This window comes from Undibacterium hunanense, from assembly GCF_014284335.1.
Classification (GTDB): Bacteria; Pseudomonadota; Gammaproteobacteria; order Burkholderiales; family Burkholderiaceae_D; genus Undibacterium; species Undibacterium hunanense.
The window spans coordinates 43,361-62,880 of sequence record NZ_JACOGF010000017.1; the positions used below are offsets into that span (position 1 = coordinate 43,361).

General features: G+C 51.7%; 21 protein-coding genes. 8 read left to right on the forward strand and 13 right to left on the reverse strand.

Features of this window, described 5'->3' with window-relative positions:
- Window positions 1–53: 53 nt before the first annotated feature.
- Entirely contained in the window at window positions 54–1,019 is a 966-nt protein-coding gene (locus tag H8L32_RS24100; protein WP_186950213.1) for a M20/M25/M40 family metallo-hydrolase, read from the reverse strand.
- A 366-nt stretch (window positions 1,020–1,385) separates the two neighbouring features.
- Between H8L32_RS24100 and H8L32_RS24105 the strand changes: the two genes are divergently transcribed.
- Entirely contained in the window at window positions 1,386–2,516 is a 1,131-nt protein-coding gene (locus tag H8L32_RS24105) for a GNAT family N-acetyltransferase (RefSeq protein ID WP_186950215.1), read from the forward strand.
- Window positions 2,517–2,540: 24 nt separating this feature from the next.
- Complete coding sequence (locus H8L32_RS24110; protein WP_186950217.1) at window positions 2,541–2,849, forward strand: single-stranded DNA-binding protein; 309 nt, start codon at window positions 2,541–2,543, stop codon at window positions 2,847–2,849.
- Between the two features lie 113 nt (window positions 2,850–2,962).
- Here H8L32_RS24110 and H8L32_RS24115 read toward each other — a convergent pair whose 3' ends face one another.
- Window positions 2,963–3,553, reverse strand: a complete 591-nt coding sequence (locus tag H8L32_RS24115) for a DUF938 domain-containing protein (protein WP_186950219.1) — start codon at window positions 3,551–3,553, stop codon at window positions 2,963–2,965.
- A 33-nt stretch (window positions 3,554–3,586) separates the two neighbouring features.
- Window positions 3,587–4,219 (reverse strand): LysE family translocator, encoded by a 633-nt coding sequence (locus H8L32_RS24120; protein ID WP_186950221.1) that lies wholly within the window; start codon window positions 4,217–4,219, stop codon window positions 3,587–3,589.
- Between the two features lie 134 nt (window positions 4,220–4,353).
- Between H8L32_RS24120 and H8L32_RS24125 the strand changes: the two genes are divergently transcribed.
- Both H8L32_RS24125 and H8L32_RS24130 read left to right on the forward strand, forming a co-directional pair.
- Entirely contained in the window at window positions 4,354–4,800 is a 447-nt protein-coding gene (locus H8L32_RS24125) for an Lrp/AsnC family transcriptional regulator (protein WP_186950223.1), read from the forward strand.
- 177 nt (window positions 4,801–4,977) lie between these two features.
- Window positions 4,978–5,658, forward strand: a complete 681-nt coding sequence (locus H8L32_RS24130) for a flavin reductase family protein (protein ID WP_186950225.1) — start codon at window positions 4,978–4,980, stop codon at window positions 5,656–5,658.
- 7 nt (window positions 5,659–5,665) lie between these two features.
- Here H8L32_RS24130 and H8L32_RS24135 read toward each other — a convergent pair whose 3' ends face one another.
- Window positions 5,666–6,895, reverse strand: a complete 1,230-nt coding sequence (locus H8L32_RS24135; protein WP_186950227.1) for a hypothetical protein — start codon at window positions 6,893–6,895, stop codon at window positions 5,666–5,668.
- Between the two features lie 273 nt (window positions 6,896–7,168).
- Here H8L32_RS24135 and H8L32_RS24140 point away from each other — a divergent pair, with 273 nt between their 5' ends.
- The gene (locus H8L32_RS24140) at window positions 7,169–9,157 is read left to right on the forward strand and encodes an OPT family oligopeptide transporter (protein WP_186950229.1); all 1,989 of its coding nucleotides are present in this window, start codon (window positions 7,169–7,171) and stop codon (window positions 9,155–9,157) included.
- A 76-nt stretch (window positions 9,158–9,233) separates the two neighbouring features.
- On the opposite strand, the gene H8L32_RS24145 is transcribed toward H8L32_RS24140, so the two are convergent.
- Window positions 9,234–9,854 (reverse strand): TetR/AcrR family transcriptional regulator, encoded by a 621-nt coding sequence (locus tag H8L32_RS24145; RefSeq protein ID WP_186950231.1) that lies wholly within the window; start codon window positions 9,852–9,854, stop codon window positions 9,234–9,236.
- A gap of 86 nt (window positions 9,855–9,940) precedes the next feature.
- Here H8L32_RS24145 and H8L32_RS24150 point away from each other — a divergent pair, with 86 nt between their 5' ends.
- Window positions 9,941–10,972, forward strand: a complete 1,032-nt coding sequence (locus H8L32_RS24150) for an alpha/beta fold hydrolase (RefSeq protein ID WP_186950233.1) — start codon at window positions 9,941–9,943, stop codon at window positions 10,970–10,972.
- On the opposite strand, the gene H8L32_RS24155 is transcribed toward H8L32_RS24150, so the two are convergent.
- Window positions 10,966–11,505, reverse strand: a complete 540-nt coding sequence (locus tag H8L32_RS24155; protein WP_186950235.1) for an RNA polymerase sigma factor — start codon at window positions 11,503–11,505, stop codon at window positions 10,966–10,968. The genes H8L32_RS24150 and H8L32_RS24155 overlap by 7 nt on opposite strands.
- Window positions 11,506–11,508: 3 nt before the next feature.
- Window positions 11,509–11,724, reverse strand: coding sequence for a YgaP family membrane protein (locus H8L32_RS24160; protein WP_329605225.1), 216 nt, complete (start codon window positions 11,722–11,724; stop codon window positions 11,509–11,511).
- A gap of 256 nt (window positions 11,725–11,980) precedes the next feature.
- Here H8L32_RS24160 and H8L32_RS24165 point away from each other — a divergent pair, with 256 nt between their 5' ends.
- Window positions 11,981–14,281, forward strand: a complete 2,301-nt coding sequence (locus H8L32_RS24165) for a DUF6600 domain-containing protein (protein WP_186950239.1) — start codon at window positions 11,981–11,983, stop codon at window positions 14,279–14,281.
- Between the two features lie 420 nt (window positions 14,282–14,701).
- Window positions 14,702–15,463: a substrate-binding periplasmic protein gene (locus H8L32_RS24170; protein WP_186950241.1), complete on the forward strand. Its 762-nt coding sequence runs from the start codon at window positions 14,702–14,704 to the stop codon at window positions 15,461–15,463.
- Window positions 15,464–15,477: 14 nt separating this feature from the next.
- Here H8L32_RS24170 and H8L32_RS24175 read toward each other — a convergent pair whose 3' ends face one another.
- From H8L32_RS24175 to H8L32_RS24200, 6 genes are all read right to left on the reverse strand, one after another.
- Window positions 15,478–16,095 (reverse strand): hypothetical protein, encoded by a 618-nt coding sequence (locus H8L32_RS24175; protein WP_186950243.1) that lies wholly within the window; start codon window positions 16,093–16,095, stop codon window positions 15,478–15,480.
- Window positions 16,096–16,297: 202 nt separating this feature from the next.
- The gene (locus H8L32_RS24180) at window positions 16,298–16,435 is read right to left on the reverse strand and encodes a hypothetical protein (protein ID WP_186950245.1); all 138 of its coding nucleotides are present in this window, start codon (window positions 16,433–16,435) and stop codon (window positions 16,298–16,300) included.
- Window positions 16,436–16,444: 9 nt separating this feature from the next.
- A complete protein-coding gene (locus tag H8L32_RS24185; protein WP_186950246.1) occupies window positions 16,445–17,104 on the reverse strand; it encodes a hypothetical protein in 660 nt (219 codons plus the stop codon).
- 240 nt (window positions 17,105–17,344) lie between these two features.
- Window positions 17,345–17,959, reverse strand: a complete 615-nt coding sequence (locus tag H8L32_RS24190; protein WP_186950248.1) for a DUF4337 domain-containing protein — start codon at window positions 17,957–17,959, stop codon at window positions 17,345–17,347.
- 143 nt (window positions 17,960–18,102) lie between these two features.
- Window positions 18,103–19,095 carry an HAAS signaling domain-containing protein gene (locus H8L32_RS24195; protein ID WP_186950250.1) on the reverse strand — a complete coding sequence of 331 codons (993 nt, stop codon included), beginning with the start codon at window positions 19,093–19,095 and terminating at the stop codon, window positions 18,103–18,105.
- On the reverse strand, window positions 19,092–19,427 hold the full coding sequence (locus tag H8L32_RS24200) for a PadR family transcriptional regulator (RefSeq protein ID WP_186950252.1): 336 nt from the start codon (window positions 19,425–19,427) through the stop codon (window positions 19,092–19,094). Before H8L32_RS24200 ends, H8L32_RS24195 begins: the two co-directional genes overlap by 4 nt.
- Window positions 19,428–19,520: the final 93 nt, after the last annotated feature.

A 19,520-nucleotide genomic window follows, 5' to 3' on the forward strand; every position in this document is an offset into this window, starting at 1 on the left:
TGGCAGCGCATGGCTTACCTCTGCCATCGGCCTAAGGTGTGACAATAGCCGCTCTACGGCTTATTCCTGAAATTCATGGTCAGCAAAGCCTGATCCAGCAAATAACTGGCTTTGGACAGCAAATCTACCGTTCCCAGGTAAAACTGCGGGTTGATCTTGTCTGCTGTATCCGTCGGCTGATGGTAATCTGCATGGTCTTCCACACCAAAATAGATGTGCGGCACCCCGGCAGCAAAGAAAGGATAATGATCCGACTGTTTGGTCCAGTCATCGCTACCCTGCTCCGGCCGGTCATGGCCAAACATCAGCTTCACGCCCTGATTACCATTCAGCGGTGTCAGCAAGGTTTTCAATACAGGTAACTGATGCGTGCCGCTGGCGTACAGCTCGCCCTTGTCGCCACGGGCAATCATGTCGAAATTCATCACCATGCCTATGCGGGCCAGATCAGCCGCTGCCTGCGCTGTATAGGCGCGGGACCCACCGAGATTGACCTCTTCCGCATCAAACAGGATAAACATCACATCATGCCTGGGTGGATTCTTTTGCATGGCCGTAGCAATGGCCAGTACCGCAGCGACGCCAGACGCATTATCGTCAGCGCCATAATAAATCTTGCCATCACGCACACCCAGGTGATCATAGTGGGCAGAAATCACCATCCTGGCAGCGGCCGCATGGTCGTCCAGACTACCGGCACGACAAGCCAGGATATTGTGCCCCGTTTTGCTTGCTCCCAGCCGTGTCTGGAATATGAAGTCCTGTACAAAATCCATCCCGCAAGGCACGACGCCTATCTGCTTCAGCCGCTCAATAATATAATCACGCGCCTGCGCATTTCCCGCAGTATCACTGGCCCGCCCTGCCATTTCTTCACTGGCCAGACGCTGGACATCGGTCAGCACTTGCGATTTTGCTTCATCTGCCATTGCCATGCCACTACCAGCCAGCAACGCGGCAGCAGACAAGCACAGACTTACAAACAAAATACGCAGCGAAGATTTTCCTAATTCAGGCATATACACATTCCATTCAGGGTGAAAACGACAAATTCCGGGGATATTCCAGGCAAAGCGCCAGACACCTGAAGCCACCTGCCCTGACCAAGATTAAAACTCTTTTCATCAATACTCTGCCACAGACACAAAGCGATGTTAACCTCGGTCAGAACAACAAAAAGCGGATTAAGGTCTACACTGACAGTACCCACTACTTTACAAGCTTGCAATTTTCACGATAATTCACAGTAAGGTGACGTAAACGTCTGAGTGAAAGGCATTACGTACGTAGAAAAATTGAAATCATGTTTTTGTTAATGCACTGTCATGCGACAAATAAATAAAATAACACGCTGACAGCCTTCGCTTTGCCAGAATTTCCAGTTGATGCTGAATACAGAAAAATTTATTGTTACTACCGAAACCGGATTTGATGCCCTGGCAGCCCCTTGGCGTCAACTGGAAACGCAGGTAGCGCATTTATTACCCTTCCAGACCTTTGACTGGAACCGTGCCTGGTGGGCAGTATTTTCAGATTCTTCGTGGTTCCACAAAGACGAACTGGCCATCTGCACCCTGTATCAGGAACAGCAACTGGTTGCGGTCATGCCGCTGACCAATACCCATGTCGGCTTGCACAATCTATTCATCTACCGCTATGTCAGACCCTTTGGTGCCGACCCCAATCTCACTGAAATTCGGGTGCCACTGGCCCTGCCCGCCTATACCGAAACCATATTACAGCAGTGGGAAGATTTGTCGAAACAGGAAACCTTTGGCCTGACCGAATTCCAGATTATCCATACCAGACAACATGCCGCGCATTTTCTGGCAACGAATAGTGCCATGCATCCGCTGGAAGCCAGAGATATTCCGAATTTCATCCTGCAACTGGATACTGACTGGCCCAATTTCAAAACCGGCCTGAAACGCAACATCAAGGAATCTTTGCGTCACTGCTATAACTCACTGGCGCGCGACAACTTGCAGATCAAACTGCAGGTATGGCGCGGCAATGCAGCCGTGCTGCAAAACATCAATACCTTCTATGCCCTGCACGGCGCCCGCGCCATGGCAAAAAACACGGTAGAACACCCAGATTATTTTGCCGACGACAGACATAGGGCCTTTATCCTGGCCTTGCTGGACAGCCCGTTTGCCAGCAGAATCATTCTGTTTGGTCTGGAACTGGATGGCAAAACTGTCGCCATGCGCATGGCTTTTGCGATGGGTGATGAGTTATACCTGTACTATTCGGGCTATGACCTGCAATATGCAAAGTACAGCATCATGACCACCTTGCAGGCAGAAATCATACAGTGGGGATTTACCCAGGGTTTGAAACGCATCAATCTGTCGGTAGGCGGCGACGTATCCAAAACCCGCTGGGAGCCAGGCGTCATTGACTATGCCGAATACCAGTGCGTCAAGAACAGCCCCTGGCGCAGGAATCTGGGCAAGACCATTCTGAAAGTGCGCAAACTGCGCAAATCATGGTCTGCCAGTAAACAAGAATAAAACCAGAACAAACAGGAAATCAGCATGATAGACGCATTGATCGCTGGCCGCATTTATGGCCAGGTAGAAGAACGCGCGGGACAAAATGGGTCCGTGTATGTAACCTGCAAGGTACGCGCAGCCACCGATGACGGTGACTTCATTATCTGCAATGTCATCGCTTTCAACGATGCAGCACGCGCCAACTTACTCGGTTTGGGCGATGGCGACAGCCTGTCACTGTCTGGTGCATTAACCCCCAAAGTCTGGACCGACAAGCAAGGCAAAGCCCGACCAGCACTTGATTTGATTGCACATGCCGTGATCACGGCACATTCAAATACATCCGACTAAACGTTGACAAGGGTGCGCCATGCGCACCATTCAATAAAACTTGATGCGGCAAAGGTGGTGCGCGCGGCGCACCCTACTGTTATTTCGACATGCGGAGCTTATACAGTTCACGTCTACTTTGCCAACACCAGCAAACGATTATTGGCAGGCATGGCCATATCATCCTGCAAGCGCATGCCGTGCTTGCCTGCCAGTTCGATGATCTTTTCAATATCCCGTATGCCCATGTGAACCGCCTGCTGCTTCAACGATGCATCAAATTGCTGGTTACTGGCACTGGTGAATTCACCTGCATAATTGAAGGGGCCATAGATTAAAAACAGACCCGGTTTCTCCAGCACCTGGGTCACGCCAGCGAACATCAGTTCCACTTCTTCCCATGCCATGATATGGCAGGTATTGGCGGTATAAACCGCATCAAATACAGCTTGTGGCCAGGCAGTCTTGCCAATATTGAGTTCCAGTGGTGTTGCTACATTCGGCAGATTTTCCTCTTCTATCCAGGCCAGTATGCTGGGATGGTATTCTGACCGGTCACTGGTTTGCCACTGCAACTGCGGCAACTGCCGCGCAAAAGTGACCGCATGCTGTCCGGTGCCACTGCCGATTTCCAGTACTGTCCTGCAAGCTGCCAGCAAGGGCGTGATAGCTAGCAGAATGGGGGCGCTGTTTCTTTCACAGGCGGCGGAAAATAATTTGCTCATGCGGGTCTTTCTCTATCATAGTCAGTGGCGAGCTTACCACGCAAACCCTTCAGGTAAAATCTGCCATAGCTGCCAGATTGCAAAACCCAGCAGAAAACAGCCACCCAGACGATTGATCGCCATCATCACGCCAGTGCTGAGTTTTTTCCTGATGACAGCAATGCCGCAACTAAGCAAGAGCCACCAGCAGGCAGATCCCAAAAACACTCCCAGTACCATGACGCCCGCAGCAGGAAGCTGAACTGTCGCAGATCCGGCAATACTGGCAAATACCGCAACAAAAGAAACGATAGTCATGGGATTGGTGATGGTCAGCAGAAAAATGGAGATGAAAGCTTTGCCAGCCACCAATTTTTCTGATGTCGCAACCTGCGTGGGCAAAGCTTTCGACCACAACAACTTGCCGCCCATCCAGGCCAGAAACAATGCACCGGCAATCGCCAGTGGCAAGGACAGGGCAATAAAATAATCCGTCACGGCGGCCAGGCCAAACGCACCTATCGCACCATAGGTCGCATCAGCACAGGCAGCTCCCAGCCCGCTGACAAAACCGGTGCGCATACCATATACCATGGTGCGCTGTATGCATAACAAGCCTATGGGACCAACTGGCGCTGCGATAGACAAACCTATCAGCGCTGCTTTGAAGAATAATGTAATGTCCATGCTGAAGCCTGAAAACCTGTTGATGACGGTTCACAGTATGGCAAACACCCATTGGGAATAACATAGGAAAAATAAGCCAGAACTGCTACATTGCCTTAACTATTCTTGATTATCTTTAATCGGACTTAAACAATATGGATATTGACGCCAAGGCATGGAAAATTCTCGCCGCATTGCAGCGGGATGCGCGTATCTCTATCAAGGCACTGGCCGAAGAAACCGGGCTATCCCTGCCTGCCACATCAGAACGGGTAAAAAAGCTGGAAGAAGCCGGTATCGTGAAAGCCTACCGGGCTGAATTGAATGCAGAGGCCCTTGGCCTGACCGTTACGGCCGTCATTGGAATCACCGTGCCGCAGCCACAGAAAGCCAGTCTGATCACCTTGTTGAAGTCTTTGCCTGAAGTCATAGAATGCCTGCACGTTACGGGGCAGGATTCTTTTCTGCTACGTGTGGTGTGCAAGGATATCCGTCATCTGGAAAGCTTCGTCGGTAATATCAATCATTATGGCGAAACCCGTACGTCCATTGTGATGTCTGCGCCCATCCCATTGCGAGCGATTACAGACATTGCGAAATAACAGCATCCCCATCGATATCCATATCAATATCAATAGCCACAGCGACAGCGGCTTCACCATCGTCATAAAATCAATTAACCGAATTCTCTCCTGAAAATCTGGTGTCCGATTGCAGCCAGCCATGCTAACGGGCGTCGCGCATACTTTGCCTGTCATTCAACAGCATGCGAGGAAAAAATGCACGTCAGCAGCGAATCATCCATACTCTATTTTGGTACTCCCGTCATCCTGGTCAGCACGATCAATGAAGATGGCAGTTTTAATCTGGCACCGATCTCATCCATATTCTGGCTGGGCTGGCGGGCGATGATAGGCGTGGGATCAACATCACAAACAGCACGCAATCTGAAACGTAGCGGTGTCTGTGTACTGAACCTGGCATCGGTGAATGAAGCAGAGGCAGTCAACCGGCTGGCACTGACCACCGGTTCCGATGCCATGTCGGCATGGAAGGCTGCACGTGGCTACCGTCTGGAAAGAAACAAGTTTGCACTGGCCGGCCTGACACCGCAGGCATCAGAAACCGTGGCAGCACCACGCGTGCAGGAATGCCTGGTGCAACAGGAAGCCAGTGTCGCCGCCATGCATGGCATTGCTGAAGATGAGGCTATGCTGCGCGGCGGCATTCTGACTTTTGAATTGCGCATACAGCGTCTGTACCTGGATGCATCCATCCTGCTCGATGGTAACCCTGACCGGGTTGATCCTGACAAGTGGCAACCACTGATCATGAGTTTCCAGAAATTCTATGGTCTGGACAATCAGCAACTGCATCCGTCGACGCTAGCAGGTATCCCAGAAAAAGCCTACCGCAGCCCGGATATAGACAAGGCACGCCAGATACCGGCAATCGCCTGAAGCTTTCTTATTTCATCATGGAAGCTGTTTTTGGTTTGGCCAGCAATTCTGCAAATACCTGCCAGTGGCTGCCTTCATTACCTGGCTGAGCCAGTCGTTCTACATAGGCCCTGGTCATATCCTGACCAAGGTTGTAGTTGATGACGTAGGAACGATGCCTTTCCATGAAACGCAAACGCTGCCTGGACCTGGCTTCGTCCGACAGGGCATATTTCATCAGCATGGTAACGGCAGCTTCGGTGTCTATATCACCGTCCAGATAAAGTTGGGCAACCATATTGCCAGCGTAAGACAGCTTCTGCAGCACCGCCTGTACCTGATAATAATGATCTACTTTTGCCGGATCGATACCTGCCAGCGGAAACAGTTGCGCCTTTTCAAAAGCCATGCGCTCTGCATGTGGGAAGGCGACTTCGATACCGTAATTGGCGCTGCCCTCTGCCAGAAAAGACATGGGAGAATACAGTGGATAGATACTGTATTCAACCCAGCCGTTTTCATTGACCAGATGCTTTTCAATCAATAAATTGAAGACATGGTGACCAGGGTAACCCTCATGGCTGGCCAGGTCGATGGCGCGGCTGATGAACATGGGGAAATCCGTATTCACCTGTATCAGGCTATAGCTATTGCCCTTGTACCAGTTATAGGCACTCCAGACCTGGTCCTTCACATATTCGACCCTGAAGCTTTCTTCTTCTGGCAGGCTGATATGCTTTCTGGTACGCGCCCGGGCTTCATTGATGGCAGCGCTGAAGACTGCATCGAGCTTGTCTTGCGGGATTTCAAATTGTTTGTTGTAACTGCTCAGGCGGGTGTTCAAGCTATTCAAATCACCATCCAAATCACCATCACCAGGCAATAGCTGATCAAGTTCAGCCAGTATGGGTTCAAAATCAGCCGGACTCAAATCAGGTGAACGGGCGTCGTACAAGGCCAGCGATTCTTCGTTGAAAGACAGGGTCGTCCCCGACAGATGGGCGATATAGGTACGCAAGGCAGCCACATGCAAACGCAAAAAATCCTGACGCAATTCTTGTCCGGCAACAGCAGGTGGCAGGGCATGCGCCTGTTTAGTCAACTCTTCTGCCTGTTCCAAAAGTTCAGCCAGGGGTAATTTTTGACTGTCTGCCTGCCATTCTGGCGGGCCATAATAGGCATCAACATAGCCTGGATCATGCTGACCAGTGGCAAGTACCAGTTTTACATAGGCTTCGGCAACGTCATTGAGTGTCATGAAATAAGTCCTGACTTGAATTGATTAAAAGTATTTTACTGTGCTTGGACCACTTGGTCCCATTCAAGTTCAAGTAAGTTCAAGTCTGAGAAAACCAGGTTGAATACAAAAATTGACATGCTGTTCGGCTAACACTATATTGCGCTACCGCCCTTGATCAAGCATCCCACAAGGATGCAGTACGACTAACAGGACTGAAGCAAGATTGCTACTGCAGGCAGCCGCACACCGTAGCAGCAGTTTTGCCAGAATCCGAACAAAAATGGAGAACATATGGCTTTGCAGCAACTGGACGAAGCACAGATACGCACCTGGACACGACGTCAGAAAGATCAGTGGTGGTTTGACAATATCTACCAAAAGGATATGGCGCAACTGACCCTGCGCTCGGCACTGACCGGTTTTCTGCTGGGTGGCATACTGGCTGCCACGGCCCTGTACATTGGCGCCAAGACCGGTATCGGTATCGGTGTCGGCCTGACTTCCGTGATTCTGTCCTTTGCGATTTTCCGTATTCTGCACAGCCTGGGTATCACCTCTGACTACACCATACTGGAAAACAACTGCACGCAATCCATTGCCACGGCTGCCGGCTACATGATCAATCCGCTGATTTCCAGCCTGGCTGCATATATGTTGATCACTGGCAAGATCATCCCCTGGTGGCAGATGCTGCTCTGGGTCACGGTGGTGGCGCTGATCGGTGTGCTGGTTGCCTTCCCGCTGAAACGCCGTTTTGTCAATGAAGATCAACTCCCCTTCCCGGAAGGCCGCGCCTGTGGCGTAGTGCTTGATTCCCTGTACACCGATGGCGCGGGCAGCGGCCTGTACAAAGCCAAGCTGCTGGGCTATACCAGCCTGTTCGCCGGTTTGTACCAGATGATCGTCAGTGATGGCTGGATGCGTCTGATACAGTTCAAGATACTGCGCATGGATAAATGGGCTGGCATGACAGAAGCCTGGAACCTGCCCGAACGCCTGGACACCTACTACTACACGGCTGCAGCCAAACTGCACTGGTGGATACCCAATATACTCGGCACCGACATACGTCAGTTGGGCCTGCGCCTGAATCTGGATGTTGCGATGTTCGGCGTTGGTGGTCTGATGGGTATACGGGTTGCCAGCAGTGTCATGCTGGGTGCCTTCATCAATTTTGTCTTGCTGGCACCGTGGATGATACAAAAAGGAGATATCGCCGCACGTACCATGCCGAATGGCACCATAGTACCTATCTCGCGTACTGAAATTGTCAATCAATGGGGTCTGTGGTGGGCAGTGACCATGATGGTAGTCGGCTCTTTGGTGGGCCTGCTGGCCAAGCCGGAACTGTTCAAGGCTGCGTTTAAATCCATGACCGGCAATGGCAAAAAAACCGTGGATGCCGGCCCCGATCCGCTGAAGGATATTGAAGTACCTTTGTGGATTTCCTACATCGGTGTACCCGTGCTGTGCATCATTGCAGCCTGGCTGGTGAACCTGCTGTTTGGTGTTCCCTTCATCATGGCCATGGTCGCCTTCCCGCTGATTTTTGTGCTGACCATTATCTGTATCAATGCCATGGCACTGACTTCCTGGGCACCCATCGGTGCACTGGCGAAGATTACCCAGTTCAGCATGGGTGCCATAGATCGCAGCAATCCGGCCAACAACCTGCTGCCAGCCGGCATGACTGCAGACATTGCCTTCAATGCCTCTGCCCTGTTGTCTGACATCAAACCAGGTTATATGCTGGGTGGCAAACCCAGGCATCAGGTCATCGGCCATATCATCGGCATTTTCTCTGGTGCACTGGCTTGCATACCCCTGTTCTTCCTGTTGTTCCTGCCACCTGACCACGACGGCATACGCAGCACGGCAACTATCGTCAGTGAACAGTTCTCTTTCCCGTCCGCCTTGCAATGGAAGGGCGTGGCCGATATTATCGCCAAGGGTATCAGTGGTTTGCCGACTTCCGCCATCATCGCCATGGCCGTCGCCGGTTTTTGTGCTGCTTTTATCGAAATCACGAATGTCATCACCCGGGGCCGCCTGCCACTGTCTGCCGTTTCCATAGGCCTGGGTGTGATATTGCCGCCAGAATCCTGCTTCGCCATGTGGCTGGGCGCCTTGATATTCTGGTACATGGGCAAGAAAAACCCGAAAGCAGGCAGCAAAGGCCATACCTTCTGGGTAGAGGGTTGCGAAGCCATCAGCGCAGGCCTGATATCCGGTGCGGCTATTCTGGGTATAGGGAATGCCATCATCAACGTCCTGATGTAAGTTAGGTGCCGGCTCTGCCAGACCAAGCGGTCTGGCAGAAGCTGTTTTCACTTTCCCGGCAGATCCGGGTTCTGGCCTAAGTCTGCAAATAGCGCAGCAGCATCGTCACCAGTTCATTCTTCCCACGCTTCTGAAACTCCGGTGGCGGCTGGTCAATTACCAGCCTGTGGGTGAAGTGTTCTATCGCATGCACCACAAAATAAGCCTGCATCTGGCGGTCGGCAATGGCCACATCGGGCCGCAGACTCAGACAACGTGCCACTTCGGCTATCAGGAACTGTTCCGCCTGCCGGGCTGCCTGCCTTAACGCCGCCGGTAACAACCCCTCTTCATACAATAACCGGTGCAAGCCGGGATTGTGTTCATGCAGACGTAGCATGTGATCAACAATCTCGTCCAGAGTCGGCGCTAAAGGCTGGCTGGTGGTACGCAGGGTTTCCAGCAGGCGCACGCTAAGCGCCAGACCTTCAGCCAGGTGCTGCTCTGCCAATGCCGTCAAAATGGCATCCTTGTTCGGGTAATACTGATACAGCGAGCCTATGGATACCCCGGCGCGGCTGGCTATGCGCGATGTGGTGCCAGCGGCATAACCAAATTCATCGAAAACATGAATAGCGGCTTCGAGTATGGCTTGCACCGTCATCCTGGAACGCTGCTGCAAGGGCTGTTTTAAAGGCTGAACGCGTGATTTGCTCATGGCAGAAATCCGCTCCCGAATGCGAATAGACAATGTGAATGATTATTCATATTATAGGTCAGCATCAAAACAACCTGACAAATGATATGACACCACCTGCTCCTGATTCTGATTCTGCTCCTGCTCTCAACGCCGCCCGCTCTGAACAGACTTACTGGCACTGCTATCACGACCCTGCCCTGCTGGCCCGCGTGCTGGCGGTCGTGCAAACCCGTCATCTGTCATCCACAGGGGTGGAATTGCATATGGACCTGTATCAGCAACAAGACCCTGCGGCACCGGTATTGATACTGAATCATGGCGGTGGCGGCTATGGCGGCCTGTTCATCGGCCTGGCGCTGGCTTTTTATGAGCAGGGCTACACCGTCGTTGTGCCAGATCAAAAAGGCCAGGGCCGTTCTGGTGGCGTTATGGGTGATTTTACGGTGAGTGAAGCGGTACAAAACATCGTCGACGTGGCTGCCTGGGCAAGGCAGGAATTCAATGCCCCTCTGTTTTTGTGTGGTGGCAGCATAGGCGGCGGCCTGACCTATGCCGCCGCAGCCGTCATGGCGAGTCAGGGGCTGGCACCAGCAGCCATCGTTTGCCTGAATCTGTATGACTTTGGCGATCCCGCAACCGGTCTGGCATTTACCCGCTTTGCCGCCCTGGCCACATTGCCCGGCCTGGCCAAACTATGCCGGGTAACAAGTGGTCTGCTGGCCAGACTGGCACCGCGCCTGCGCCTGCCCTACAGACCCCTAGCGCGCTTTGAACATATGGTAGATGAACGTGACCTGGCACAAGGTTTTTATGCCAAATGGCAAGCCGATCCACTGACCCTGCGTACTGTCACGGCCAATTATTTCGCCAGCATGCTGGATACCGCCTTTGTCATCCCGCTGGAAGCGAATGCCCAGGTGCCGGTACTGGTCATCAACCAGCAACGCGACAAAATGGTCAAGCCGCAACTGACACTGAACTGTTTCCAGCGACTGTCCGGCCCCAAAGCCTATGCCGAACTAGACTGGGGCCATTTCTCGCTGCAAACGGCATTTATCGACCAACTGATCTGCCTCGGTCACGATTGGCTTTTGCAACATGCAGCAAGCTGGCGCGCAAAGCAGTTACTTCACTGACTACAGCTGGAATCATAGGCAAGCAGATATTCCCGCACCAGCACCCGGGCACGGTGCAAGCGACTCTTGACGGTACTGACCGGTTCCGCCAGACGTGCAGCAATGTCAGCGATGGTCAGTTCTTCAAAGTCGCGCAAGATGACTACTTCCAGATAATGGGCGGGTAAGGATTCCAGTGCGGCGACCAGATCCATGCGCAGGCTGTCATCGCTTTTGTGCGCAAGTTGCTGTTCTGGTGTGATCTCATCGAGTGAAGTGTACGGCAACAAGGCACGACCCAGTCTCTGGCATTCACGCTTGATGATGGTAAACAGCCAGGATGAAAATGCCACCACCGCCTGCAGCCCACCAAGCTTGCGTGCAATAATCATCAGGGATTCTTGCACGGCATCATCGATGTCGCTGGCCCGGCAATGGCGGTAAGCATAACGCCGCGCATCTGCCTGGCAGACTTGCAGCAAACTGGCAATGGCACTGGCATCACCTGTCTGTGCAGCAACAATCAATTGTTCCCGTTCCACACTGGCCGCCATGGTCTAAGCGTTCCTGTCCAGTTTGCGCGCAACAGGCTTACGGCCAAGCAATGCACACATGGGACAAAACCCGATCAGGCCGGTCAGTGCTGCCATTGCCCCGCTGATTCCTGCCAGCACACTTAATCCGGCTATACCCCAATTCATTGCAGTAAATACCAGACATGCCAGTCCTGCAACAATACGCAGCAGACGTTCCCAAGATGGTAAATTTTTCATATACAGCATGATATCCCCTTAAAAAGATGTGAATGACGGTTTGTCATACTTAAGAGGCTACCCAAAGGCAAAAGGATTCGCAGGCACGGCATTATTTTTTGATAGCCATTCATCAACTTGCTGGCAATAACAGGCAGGCAGCAAATTAAAAATTTCAACTTTATGCAAGTTGTTGACATCCAAAACGCCCGCTCATGCGTTATGGATAAAACAGATCGACTATTTTTAAATTACCTCCTATGCCGGGAAGAGACAAATGAGTGCAAATCTTCGCTCCACCCCAGTCCTCAGCATTGCTGCATTGCTGATTGCCACCCTGTTTATCCAGGCACCGGCCCGGGCACAGGATGAGCCACCCGGGCGTGTTGCCAGGGTCAGCTATTCATACGGCAATATCAGTTTTGCAGATGCAGGCACCGACAACTGGTCCACCTTGATAGCAAACCGTCCTATCGCTGGCGGCGACAGCCTGATGGTTGCGCCATCCGGCAGGGCTGAACTGCATGTCGGTGCGAATGCCGTGCGGCTGCAGGAAGGTTCACGCATCAGCTTTACCACCCTCAATGATGAAAATACCCAGATCGACCTGAAACAGGGCAGCATCATCTTGCGTGTACGCACGCTGGCCGGCAGGGAAAATTTTGATGTCAGCACACCGAATCTAGTGTTTTCTGTGCAAGAGCCGGGTGAATACAGAATTACTATTAATTACGACAACAGCACCAGCATCCTGATACGCAGTGGTACCGGCATTGCCCTGGGGGACCGTGACACCATTACCCTGCGTGCAGGTGAACAAACGCGCTTTTCCGGCAGCAATCTCCAGCATACGCAGATAGGTGCGGCACCACCGCCGGACACCTTCGACATGTGGGCCGCAGACCGTGACCGTGCCGAAGAAAATGTGACGACTGCACGCTATGTATCACGCGAAGTCATAGGCTATGAACAGCTGGATGATTACGGTGCCTGGGAAACTACAGTTGAATATGGTGCCGTATGGTACCCAAGACAGGTCACCACTACCTGGGCTCCTTATCGCGATGGCAAATGGGTCTGGGTTGCGCCATGGGGCTGGACCTGGGTAGACCGTGCCCCCTGGGGTTTTGCGCCTTACCATTATGGCCGCTGGGCCTTTGTCGGTGCCCGCTGGGCCTGGGTACCTGGTCCCTATCATGCGCATCAGCGCCCTGTGTATGCACCGGCGCTGGTTGCCTTTGTCGGCAATAGCAATATCGGTATTAATCCTTCAAATGGGCATCGCAATATACCTGGCGTGGCCTGGTTCCCGCTCGGACCTGGCGAAGCCTATCGTCCTGGCTACACCCACAACAGCAACTACATACAGAGACTGAACCAGAACGTGGTCATCAATAACACCGTCATCAATAATAATCGCGGTGTGTATGTGAACCAGAATATACGTAATGCCGTCACCGTTGTGCCGACACAAACCTTCGTGCGTGGTGAGCATGTATTACCTGCATCGACCACCAGGGTCATCGTGGAAAACCAGCGCACACCGGTGGTGACCGAAGCACCAGGCCTGGTACCTGGCAACAACAACCGCTTTGGCGAAGCCCGTCCGCAAAATGTGCAAAACGTGGATCAATTCCGTCAGCGGATTTTGAAAAGTGCGCAGTCACGCGATGAACCACAGGGTGTACCTGTCAACAATTTCAATAACCGTCAGCAAAACAATGCCGGTCCGGTGCAGAATGCAGCACCTGTTGGTGCCAGCTCGCTGAATCCGGGGGCAGGTATCAACGCACCGGGTAACGGCAATGCGAACATCGGCCCCAGCTATAACCGTCCACAAGACAATGCAAACAACCGCCCGTATGGCAATGGCGTGTCCAACAATGGCAATAACCGTCCGCAAGGCAATCTGACGCCGGTACAAACAGCACCCGCCAACACAGCGACCGTGGTTCAGCCTGCCAGCATCAATGCGCCGGTGAATAATGTTCCTGCGGCTAACCAAAGGCCGGCAGACAACAATGGCGGCGTCCGTCAATACGGTAATGGCGGACAGAATAATTATTCAGGTCGTCCACAAAACAATGTGACAGTGCCACAAAATGCAGCCCCGGTAATCAACAATCCACCGGTCAGCAGCATCAATACACCTGTCAACACACCCATACACACGCCAAATACCAACAGCCCGGCGAATAATGCCATCATGACGGCACCCACTCGCCCTGCCGACAATATCGACAGGACACCAAGACAAGGTGGCGGCAGAGCCTGGGACAATAGCGGCCAGGGTGAAATCCGCAATGAAAGAGCCGTAGAACGCATGCCGGACCGCCCTGTCGTCGAAAGACCGGCAGAACGCCCACGTGCCAGCTACACGCCGCCAGAACGTCCACAGCAAATGGCCCCAATGCCACAGCCAGCACCAAGAGTGGAAGCACGCCCGGCACCTGCCCCGGTAGCAATGCCGGTACCGATGCAGGCTCCGGCGGCAGCACCTGCGCCAAGAGCAGAAAGACCGAAAGAGAAAGAAGAAACCAAAGCCAAGCAACACGGCTTGAGTGAACGTGAGCGTTAATCATTTACAGCAACAACGTCGGCAAGTGTAGGTAACCATGACCGCGACAGCATAAAACAGGAGGCGATAAGCCTCCTGTTTTTTATACAACGAGCCTGTCATTATTTCGTCAATATTTGCGCCTCTTCCGTCCATATCTGAGATTGCTCACCCAAAATAGAACAAATGGAAAAAATGGAACAAATAAAAAAAATGAAACGGAACAGATAAGCATCCACATCAATTTGCAACAAGCTCTGACAATGTTTTACCTAAGTCCCTACCGCTATTTCCATAACTGCTGTAAATTCAGATTACGCACTCCTCCCAGGAATCTGCGCACATCCGGCTGGTGATATTTTTTGCACAATAACATGGCGTTCAAACATGCTTGCTGCATCACTTCACATTTTTTCCTTACGTCTGCGTCATGCTTGCGCCATGCTGGCACTTTCCTGCACAGCTTGTCTGATACACGCCCAGGCTCAGGAACTGCAAATTCTTACTGAAGACTGGCCACCCATCAGTTTTGGCAATGGCAGCAAGGCCGAGGGTATGGCGGTGGATGTGGTGCGCGCCATGCAGGCACATATAGGCAGCAATCAGCCGATACAGGTTGTCCCCTGGGCGCGCGGCTACAAGGCATTACTGGAAGAACCGAATACGCTTTTATTTACAGTGGGCAGATCGGAAGAACGCGAAAAGCTCATGGTCCTGCTAGGCCCCATCGCCATTTCGACCACCTCTTTATATACCCGCAAAGGCAATGCTGCACGCTTGCACGGCATGGGGGATGAAATACAGAAACTCAAGGTCGGGGCTTATCGCTCCAGCATCTTTGCAGATACCGCACGCAAGAAAGGCTTTCAAAATATAGAACAGGCGCCCACACCACAAATCATCGCCAACATGTTGCTGGCCAAACGTTTTGATTTATGGGTCGAGGGCAGCCTGGTGGTTTCATCTGTGCTCAAGGAAATAGGGCACACTGCCGACGATGTTGAAAAGGTTAAAGTTCTCGACAGCCTGGAACTGTATCTGGCTTTTTCAAGCTCCACCTCCGCAGCCACTCTCAAGGTGTGGGAAGATGCCTTGCGCTGGCTGAAGAAGGAGGGTCACTTCAGCCGCATCCATCAAAAATGGCTGCCGAATGAGCCACCACCGATGGCGGTGATACGGCTTGATCCACCGGGGCGGCCTTAGAACCTGAAACAGGATCAGGCGTACTTGATGTTTTCCAGATGAAATGAAAACGGTTTGGAGTCGGCACCCGGGCCACCACCTGTCATCACGATATCTGCGCTGGCGATACCGAGCAGAGACAGCTCTGTATTGAGACTGGAAATAACCGCCGAATTCATGACATCGCCTTCTTCTATTTCTGACGCTGCGCCTATCCACAAGGTCGGTTCCAGCCTGAATGCTGCTCTTTGACCAGGGGCAATGGCGGTCTTGATCGCCAACAGCTTGCCACCCTTGAAGATATGCGCATTGATTGCGCCTTGCGTCAGATTATTACGCACCTGGATTTCTGATGCATTTGTTGCTGGTCCGGCATAAGCAAGGCCGTCGCCAGAGCCAGTCATCGTTGCCTCGAAAATTTGCCCATGCTCGGCTGCCAGTTGTGGCGTGTAATTACCCCAGCTGTCACTGGAAGACACTGTCATGCCAATAGGATAAGTAAAGGGATGGTATTCGTTTTGACCACAATTGCGGATGACCGTCCAGGCCACGGCCTTTTCGTCAAAATCTGCTGCGACATTTTTCTGGAAAATAACGACACTGGAATTATTCGTATCGTTGGATAAATTGCGGAAAGTAAGTTTTATATCCATCGCCTGCCCCCTTTTGCTTGATTCGTAAGAAATTGCCTCTGATATCGAATGCAAATAATCGATTGCAAATAAATTGCAATATTGCCATTTCAATAGTACATCGACAGACAAAGTATCACAAGAGAAATCAAGACAGGGAAAGGGGCAGAAAAGATAATCCAGACCGCAGATCAGCATCCGCAATCTGGATATACACAAAGAATCAGGACAGCATCGCCACCAGTGCTGCATCAGGATGGATATACAGATCAAATAAACCGGCAACGCCCATCAGCACACCAACGTCCGTAGCTACCAGAGTCCGAAATAAAGTCAGCGCTGCCTGACGAGCCGTTGCCAATGTCCAAGCTCAGGTCAGGTCAGACCCATCGGGCAAACCCTGAGCAGGGTTATATTGCATAACGACATTTTCCAATGAAAAAACAAAGGGGGAGGAATTGGCATCTGGGCCGCCACCTGTCATGACGATATCAGCACTGGCTACATCCTTCAGGGATAATTCTGTATTGATGTTGGAAATAATCGCCATGTTCATGACCTGGCCTTGCTCGGCCTCTGAAGCAACACCTATCCAGATAGTCGGTTTGAATTCGAACGTAGCTTTTTGCTGTGGAGCGACGGAGGTTTTGGTCGCCAGCAATTTTTCATTTTTATAAATGTGTACATTGATAGCGCCTCTCGGCAAATTATTCAAGACTTGCATTTGCTTGACGCTGGCGCTATAGCCATCACGAATCAATCTATCACCAGAATACGATAACTCCATCTTAACGAGCTGCCCGTTTTGTATTTCTAATCGCGATGTATAGTTACCATGGGAATCATTTACAGCAACATAATTTCCTAAGCTTAAATAGAAAGGATGATGATCACCTCTGCCACAGTTTTTGATGACCATCCAGGCAACGGGCATTTCATCATAATTTGTTGCCACATTTTTTTGGAAGATAACGATTTCCGAATTATTCAGATCATCTGATCGATTGACAAAATTCAGTTCAGTGCCCATGTCTGGTCCTTTGCTTGATTTGTAAGAAATTGCCTATGATATCGATTGCAAATAAATTGCAATATTGATATTTTTAATAGTACATCTTCACAGAAATCACTTCAAGAGAAATCAAAAGGGGGCCAATGCCTGGCGCGTGCCCTGCCGGACAATAGATGAAGTGGCAAAGGAAGGCTTATCCAGATAGCGGATTGCAGATCATCATCCGCAATCTGGATGAACAGGAAGAATCAGGAAGAATCAGGACAGCATCGCCACCAATGCATCAGGATGGATATGCAGACCCAATAAACCGGCCACGCCCATCAGCACGCCAAAGCCCGTCGGCACAAGGGCCAGGTAATACAGCCATTTCTGTTTGGTCAGGGCAGTCACTGCCAGCAAGGAGATGGCGATGGCCAGCAAGGCATCTGACAGATCGAACTGATCATCCTTGTAATTGGCGTTGTCGTAATCGACCTGGTCCTGCTCTGCCTGCTTCTTCAGTTCTTCTTTTTTCTCGCGCTGTTCTTTGGCGAGTTTGCTGTAAGAATCGATGGCAGCCAGGTATTCTGCCTGTTGTTCAGCGGGTGCGTTTTTTGACGACAACCGCAACTGCAATTCAGTCGCCTTGGCGACTTCTTCACGGATGTTTCTGGCCTGGTAAAACGCCCAGTGATCAATTTTATTGGCTTGCGACTGTTGCATGGCCTGGACGATATTATCGTCCTTGACCTTGCAGATGCCCATGAAGGTCGCCAGCAATGCAACGGTGATGGCAACCAGTATGTTCAGGTGCTGGTTGACCCTGTGCTGCTTGTTTTCTTCCTGCTCTTCCGTTAACTGTTCAACGGTTTCCATTGGATCAACTTCCATGTTCTACTCCATTCATTTATTCGTTCAAAAACGATTCAGACAACAGGCTGACGACGATTTTCCATTCAGCAGAAGACTAGCGCATTTAAAACCATTCCCGCTAGTAGCGCGGGAATATTTATTTTGTAGCATCATGTTACTGGCTACTGACTACTGATATGACTGAGGGTAGAGTCCCTGTCCAATTGCAGCCAGTGCCGCCCATCCCTGAAAACCTGGTAGAGGAGGTACAGCGCATAAGCCGCACAGGCGAAACTAACCGCATGATCAAGCCTGGGCAAGTCACGCAGTGTTGCCTGGCCCTGTGCAGTGGTCACAAAGCGGGTTTCGAGCTGGGCAAAGAGCAGGAACAAAACGGCATACAGCATATTTTGCGCGATGTTCAACATGAGTTTTTTCTTGTCCCAGCGTGGTTGCAGCACGCACCACAGACTGAATGCGATACTGCATGACAATAGCCCGGTCATCCACGGGAAATAGCTGGCCATCGCAGGCGAAAAATCAACAGGCAGGCCATTCAGACTTTGTGCCGGCATCCACCAGGCATGCCAGATCAGCAGCAGGGCAAAGCCGCAGTTGGCCAGGTCGGTGATGATGTCGGTACCGCGTATGGTCTGCCATTCATGCAGTTGGTCAGGCAAATCCTGCACCCGCCATTTCCCCTGCGTCAGCCAGCCAGAGCTGCCTGTCTTGGCTGCACGTACAGAAGCAGCATAAAACAGCAGGGTCACCACCACGAATACCTTTGCCGACTGATCAACAAGACCGGACAATAATTGCAGCAGGGCCTGCATGATCCTGAAATGCTCTGCCTGCAAAAAAGTCATGCCGCTTTTTAAGGATTGCAAGAGCAGGACAATCCCGAAACCGCTGAACAATACCTGCTGGTACAAGGGCATCAGCTCACTGTTGACCAGCGCAGTGGCAGGTCGGTAGCTGGCCGCGACTTTGCCGGGGTGACCCAGTTTTTCCAGCAGCGCAGCCAGTTCTTCCTGGTTGATGTCTCTGCCGAGTTGCTCGCGCTGGCTGTCGATCTGGTCGAGTATGTTGGCCTGCAATTCGCGGGCGATATCTTCACGCTGCGCTTCTGGCAATTCCCGTTTCACAGCGCTGATATAGTTTTGCAGCAGATTCATGTTGATTTCTCCAAGAGCCGGTCCAGAGGGCCGTTGAGCAGATGCCATTCCTGAGTGAGTTTTTCCAGCATGTCGAGTCCGGCAGCAGACAGGGTGTAATAACGCCTTTCCCTGCCTTCAGCCTGTTGCCATTCGCTGTCGAGCAAGCCCTGGTCTGCCAGCCGCCTGACCAGGGGATACAAGGTGCCTTCATCAATATCGATACCGTTATCGAACAGGGCTTTACGCAATGAATACCCATATTGCGGCTGGCGCAATGAAGCCAGTACCGCCAGCACCAGGGCGCCACGGCGCAATTCCAGACGCATTTTGTCCAGCCGTTCTTCTGACATGCGGTATTCCTTCCTGTTTTTTCACATACTGTGTGTTGCACAGCATAATACTATGCGACGCACAGTAAAAATACAAGCGCTCTTTTTCGCTGG